The organism is Moritella sp., from assembly GCF_033791185.1.
Classification (GTDB): domain Bacteria; phylum Pseudomonadota; class Gammaproteobacteria; order Enterobacterales; family Moritellaceae; genus Moritella.
In genome coordinates, this window is record NZ_JASJHF010000246.1 from 1 (window position 1) to 6,234 (window position 6,234).

The window sequence follows — 6,234 nt, forward strand, 5'->3', positions numbered from 1 at the left end:
AAGTGGGCTAATTCTGGTTTTTTGTTCATATTGACCTTTCAAAGGTTCACGATATCTAAATGATTTTTCAGCAAGAAAATAGTGCTTTTAAAACTAACAATTTTTTCATCTTGTTTATCAGTTGGTTAGGAGTTAGTGGGTAAGTTTTAGTGAAACTTGGCATGGATTTAGCTTTAGTCTTAAGCGAATTGGCGAAATTGAACAAAATAGGATTTTGCTTGGTACTTATTCAAAAAGGAGATTATCGCCGTATGTCCCTGACATTGGAAAATGTAACACAGATAGTAGATGGCCAGTACTACATTAATGAAGCCAACCTGACTTTTGAACCAGGTTCTTTTAATGTACTGCTTGGTCGCACTTTATCTGGAAAAACGAGCTTGATGCGTTTGATGGCTGGATTGGAGCAACCGACATCGGGTCGCGTGTTAATGAATGGACGCGATATGAATGGTGTGTCGATACAAAAACGTAATGTCTCAATGGTCTATCAACAGTTTATCAATTACCCGAATATGAGCGTGTTCGACAATATTGCATCGCCACTACGTTTAGCTAAAGAATCGGAAGCAAGCATTAAAGATAAGGTGATGGAAATAGCTGAAATGTTGCGTATTACCCCCTATTTATCACGCCTGCCACTAGAACTTTCAGGCGGCCAGCAGCAACGTACCGCGATGGCGCGTGCTTTGATTAAAGATGCCGATCTCATTTTATTTGATGAGCCGTTAGTGAATTTGGATTATAAATTACGTGAGGAGCTACGCGTCGAGATGCGTGATTTATTTGCACAACGAAATACTATTGCAGTGTACGCAACCACTGAGCCTAACGAAGCGCTGGCATTGGGAGGCACGACGACCATATTACATGAAGGACGGATAATTCAGAGTGGTCCAACAGCAAAAACCTACCATAAACCTTGTAATGTGATTGCCGCGACCTTGTTTAATGAACCTCCGATTAACATGCTTCCCGGACGCATCACTAAAACCGAAGTGACTTTTGATAATACCGTGCATTTCCCTCTCACCTCCGAGCTGCTTTCTTTGGGTGAAGGCGACTATCAATTCGGAATACGGCCTAGTCATTTGAGTTTATTGCCGAAAAATGATGATGACTTAGAAATTTCTGTGCAGGTTGAGGTGGCCGAGATCAGTGGCTCCGAAACATTTTTGCATGTGCGTAATCTGAACTTTGAAATGGTCCTGCATTTATCCGGCGTGCATAACTACAATGTGGATGAAAAAATCAACATTTATGTGCCCATCCATAAGCTCAATGTATTTCACAAGGATGGCAATTTAATCCACGCAGCTAGTCGCAGAATTGAGGGTAATTACCATGGCTGAAATCCACTTAAAATCTTTAGCGCATAGTTATGATAAAAATGCTGCTAAACCAGAATATGCGATTAGACAGATGGACCATATTTGGCAAGATGGTGGCGCCTTTGCACTGTTGGGACCGTCGGGGTGTGGCAAGTCGACCCTGCTTAATATTATTTCCGGTTTATTGGTGCCTTCGGATGGAGAAGTCTTATTTGATGGTGTGAGAGTCAATGATATTCCGACGCAAGACCGTAATATTGCCCAGGTTTTCCAGTTTCCTGTGGTCTACGACACCATGTCGGTGTTCGATAACCTGGCTTTCCCGCTACGTAATATGGGAACGGGCGAGGCTAAGATTCAATCCAAGGTGAGTGAGATTGCAGCAATACTTGAGCTGACCGACGTACTCAATAAAAAAGCCGCAAATCTTACCGCCGATGAAAAACAGAAGGTGTCCATGGGCCGTGGGTTGGTGCGTGATGATGTCTCGGCCATTTTGTTTGATGAGCCGCTTACTGTTATTGATCCTCAGCTGAAATGGAGGCTACGCCGTAAATTAAAGCAAATCCATAAACAGTTTAAGACCACTATGGTCTATGTCACCCATGATCAGCTTGAAGCGTCTACTTTTGCAGACAAAATAGCCTTGATGTACGAGGGTCAAGTCGTGCAGTTTGGCACTCCGCGTGAATTGTTCGAGCAGCCTAACCATACTTTCGTGGGTTATTTTATTGGCAGTCCCGGAATGAACTTTCTGCCAGTAAAACGCTGTGAGCAGGGGGTGTGTTTAGGTGAACAAATATTCCCACTCAATGATCTCGAGAAACAGGCCTTGCAGGTCAGTGATTCAAATAATTTGAAGGTGGGTATTAGACCTGAATTTGTACACGTGTGGGATAAACCCAATGGTAATGCTTATCGGGCCGAAGTCGAGTTTGTTGAAGATTTGGGAACCTACAAAATTGTTAGCCTAAAACTAGGTGAACATTTGATTAAAGCGCGCTTGCCGGAGGATCAAAAAGTCCCTCAAGATCACGCTTTTATAAGCTTTCCAGAACAGTGGTTAATGCTTTATATCGACGAGTTTCTTGTCGCCAAGGATGAAAATCATGAATAAATCTTATACCAACAAGGCGTGGTTTCTAGTTCTACCAGTGTTTTTATTGGTGGCCTTTAGTGCCATTGTGCCTTTAATGACAGTGGTGAATTATTCACTGCAAGATATTTTTGATGTCAGTACCCGTTATTTTGTCGGTGTCGAATGGTACCGAGAGATACTTAATGACCCGCGTCTACAGGACTCATTAGTACGCCAATTTATATTCTCGGGAGCTGTGTTGTTGATTGAAGTCCCATTAGGGATCGGTGTTGCATTGATGATGCCTAAAGCAGGTAAGTGGTCGGTAGTCACTTTAATCGTATTAGCATTACCTCTATTAGTACCACTCAATGTAGTCGGTACGATTTGGCAGATCTTTGGTCGTGCTGATATCGGACTATTCGGCTGGGCGCTTAATGGGGTAGGTATAAATTACAATTATGCCGCTAATCCCATGGATGCCTGGTTTACGGTACTTCTGATGGATGTTTGGCATTGGACATCATTAATTGCCTTATTGTCTTTCTCAGGGCTACGCGCTATTCCCGATGCGTATTATCAGGCTGCAAGTATTGACCGGGCTTCTAACTGGGCGGTATTTCGTTACATTCAATTGCCTAAACTTAAAAGTGTTCTATTGATTGGGGTACTACTGCGATTTATGGACAGCTTTATGATTTATACCGAACCCTTCGTGTTAACGGGTGGTGGTCCGGGTAACTCAACAACCTTCTTAAGCCAAACACTAACTAAGATGGCGGTGGGGCAGTTTGATATAGGACCGGCAGGCGCTTTTTCGATTATCTATTTCTTGATCATTCTATTAGTCAGTTGGTTGTTTTATACCGCGATGACTCATGGCGATAGTAAATAATTAATGTAAAGGATGCACTTATGGGTAAGAAAGCAACAGTGAAGCTTAGCTTGTTCTTACTATTGCCTTTTTATTGGTTGTTTTATAGCAACATGACCCATAACGATAGTAAATAATTAATGTAAAGGATGTACTTATGAATAAGAAGAAAACACTGGGGCTTGGCTTGTATATCTTGTTTTTGCTATTGCCTCTTTATTGGTTGTTGATGATGTCGTTCAAAAGTAATCAAGAGATATTAGGCGGCCTTACTTTTTGGCCTAACACTTTTACTTTTGCTAATTATATGACTATTTTTACTGATGCAAGTTGGTACATGGGTTACATCAATTCCATTTATTATGTATCACTAAATATGGTTATTACCTTATTAGTTGCCTTACCTGCGGCCTATGCTTTTTCACGCTTTCGCTTTATTGGCGACAAGCATCTATTCTTCTGGCTACTGACCAACAGAATGGCGCCACCGGCAGTATTTTTATTGCCTTTCTTTCAACTCTATTCATCGGTGGGTTTGTTCGATACTCACATTGGTGTGGCGCTTGCGCACTGTTTGTTTAATGTGCCATTGGCGGTATGGATTTTGGAAGGATTTATGTCCGGTGTTCCTCGTGAAATTGATGAAACCGCCTACATTGATGGCTACACTTTCCCTAAATTTTTTGTGAAAATATTTATCCCTTTAATTAGCTCGGGTATTGGTGTTACGGCATTCTTTTGTTTTATGTTTAGTTGGGTTGAATTGTTATTAGCAAGAACCTTAACTGCGGTTAATGCTAAACCTATTGCGGCGGTGATGACAAGAACGGTGAGTGCATCGGGTATTGATTGGGGCGTTTTAGCGGCGGCTGGAGTATTGACTATCTTACCAGGCGTATTGGTTATTTGGTTTGTTAGAAATCATGTGGCGAAGGGCTTTGCCCTTGGTCGTGTATAGGAGAAATGTATGGATTGGATGGCTTGGACCACACCCTCAGCGTTATTTTTTATCGGTATTGGCTGCATATTATTGGCCATGACTTGCTGGGAGTTAATAAGCCCCTGCGTGGCAAGAAAAGGATTTTTTCCTATTGAAACCACCCGTGGTGACAGATTATTTATTAGCTTATTAAGCAGTGCGTTTATACATTTAGGGTTTATTGGGTTTACAGAAATATCGATCTGGGTACCCTTTAGCATTGCTGTAGTTTGGTTATTAACCGTTATGAAATGGGGGTGAAAAGACAAAGAGAGTACCGAGGGCCTTACCTAAGGATGTGTGTTGGCACTATTTGGTGCCTACAGTAAAAATATTATGTGCACTTTAATAACAAAAGGAATGTAACAATGCTTTATAGAAAAAAATCAATGTTTACACTTGGACGTTTAAGTGTTGCGATGTTAATCGCCGGCTGCAGTAGTTTAGCGATGGCGGATCAATATGACGATGCGGCAAAAACCTGGATTAACGATGAATTTACCCCATCAACCTTAACTGAGCAACAGCAGTTAGACGAGATGAGTTGGTTTAAAAAAGCAGCTGAACCGTATCGAGGTATGGAGATTAATGTCGCTTCTGAAACCCTTACCACCCATGAATATGAGAGTAAAATCTTAGCCAAAGCATTTTTCGAAATTACTGGCATAAAGGTTAATCATGACTTGATCCAAGAAGGGGATGTTGTTGAAAAGCTGCAAACCCAAATGCAATCTGGGCGTAATATTTACGATGCTTACGTTAACGATTCGGATCTAATTGGTACGCATTTTCGTTACGGTAAAGTCGTGCCAATCAGTGACTTTATTGCCGGTGAAGGTAAGGCAGTCACTTCGCCAACATTGGACTTAGAAGATTTTATTGGCTTAAGTTTTACCACTGGACCAGATGGAAAAGTCTATCAATTGCCGGATCAACAGTTCGCCAACTTATACTGGTTCCGAGCCGATTGGTTTGAGCGTGATGATCTGAAAAAGAAATTTAAAGCCGAATATGGTTACGAGCTAGGGGTGCCACTTAACTGGTCAGCCTATGAAGATATTGCTGAGTTTTTCTCAGTAAAAGTAAAAGAAATTGATGGTAAGCGTATCTATGGACACATGGATTATGGTAAAAAAGATCCTTCTTTAGGCTGGCGTTTTACTGACTCATGGTTATCAATGGCCGGGGCTGGTGATAAAGGCATTCCCAACGGTATCCCAGTTGATGAGTGGGGGATACGTATCGAAGGTTGTAATCCGGTTGGCTCAAGTGTTGCGCGTGGCGGTGCTACCAATGGCCCGGCTGCAGTATACGCAACAACTAAATACGTTGAATGGCTAGAAAAATATGCGCCACCTGAAGCTGCTGGTATGACCTTTGGTGAAGCTGGACCGGTACCCGCGCAAGGCAGCATTGCCCAGCAGATTTTCTGGTATACCGCCTTTACAGCGGATATGACCAAGCCCGGTTTACCTGTAGTGAATGAAGACGGTACTCCAAAATGGCGTATGGCACCTTCACCACGAGGCCCTTACTGGGAAGAAGGCATGAAATTGGGTTACCAAGATACCGGTGCCTGGACTTTCTTAAATTCAACGCCGTTAGATCGTCGTCAAGCTGCGTGGTTATATGCACAGTTTGTCACTTCAAAATCAGTATCTTTGAAAAAAACCGTGGTTGGCCTAACACCTATTCGTGAGTCAGATATTAACTCACAAGCGATGACCGATATGGCACCGCAATTGGGTGGTCTAGTAGAGTTTTATCGTAGTGATGCGCGTGTGCAATGGACCCCAACGGGATCTAATGTACCTGACTATCCTAAACTTGCACAATTATGGTGGCAGTATGTTGCTGAAGCGGCAAGTGGTGAAAAAACACCACAACAAGCAATGGATGGTTTAGCCGCAGCTCAGGATAAAGTCATGGCGCGTTTAGAACGCAGTAAAGCACAGGGCGAATGTGGTCCTGT

Annotated in this window: 6 protein-coding genes; all 6 read left to right on the forward strand. The window is 42.5% G+C overall.

All coding sequences use genetic code 11. The features are described from left to right. Window positions 1-251 precede the first annotated feature (251 nt). The gene (locus tag QNK26_RS14345) at window positions 252-1,352 is read left to right on the forward strand and encodes an ABC transporter ATP-binding protein (RefSeq protein ID WP_319224170.1); all 1,101 of its coding nucleotides are present in this window, start codon (window positions 252-254) and stop codon (window positions 1,350-1,352) included. Beyond that, window positions 1,345-2,448 (forward strand): ABC transporter ATP-binding protein, encoded by a 1,104-nt coding sequence (locus QNK26_RS14350; protein WP_319224173.1) that lies wholly within the window; start codon window positions 1,345-1,347, stop codon window positions 2,446-2,448. Before QNK26_RS14345 ends, QNK26_RS14350 begins: the two co-directional genes overlap by 8 nt. Next, a complete protein-coding gene (locus tag QNK26_RS14355; protein ID WP_319224177.1) occupies window positions 2,441-3,304 on the forward strand; it encodes a sugar ABC transporter permease in 864 nt (287 codons plus the stop codon). Before QNK26_RS14350 ends, QNK26_RS14355 begins: the two co-directional genes overlap by 8 nt. Before the next feature lie 136 nt (window positions 3,305-3,440). Next, window positions 3,441-4,241, forward strand: a complete 801-nt coding sequence (locus QNK26_RS14360) for a carbohydrate ABC transporter permease (protein WP_319224179.1) — start codon at window positions 3,441-3,443, stop codon at window positions 4,239-4,241. 9 nt (window positions 4,242-4,250) lie between these two features. Continuing rightward, a complete protein-coding gene (locus QNK26_RS14365) occupies window positions 4,251-4,523 on the forward strand; it encodes a DUF2160 domain-containing protein (RefSeq protein WP_319224181.1) in 273 nt (90 codons plus the stop codon). A gap of 107 nt (window positions 4,524-4,630) precedes the next feature. Then, window positions 4,631-6,234, forward strand: a 1,604-nt coding sequence (locus QNK26_RS14370; protein ID WP_319224184.1) for an ABC transporter substrate-binding protein, incomplete at its 3' end; no start/stop codon positions are given.

Coding starts and splice junctions, on each gene's coding strand:
- QNK26_RS14345 (WP_319224170.1), top strand. CDS start 252: ATGTCCCTGACATTGGAAAATGTAACACAGATAGTAGATGGCCAGTAC.
- QNK26_RS14350 (WP_319224173.1), top strand. CDS start 1,345: ATGGCTGAAATCCACTTAAAATCTTTAGCGCATAGTTATGATAAAAAT.
- QNK26_RS14355 (WP_319224177.1), top strand. CDS start 2,441: ATGAATAAATCTTATACCAACAAGGCGTGGTTTCTAGTTCTACCAGTG.
- QNK26_RS14360 (WP_319224179.1), top strand. CDS start 3,441: ATGAATAAGAAGAAAACACTGGGGCTTGGCTTGTATATCTTGTTTTTG.
- QNK26_RS14365 (WP_319224181.1), top strand. CDS start 4,251: ATGGATTGGATGGCTTGGACCACACCCTCAGCGTTATTTTTTATCGGT.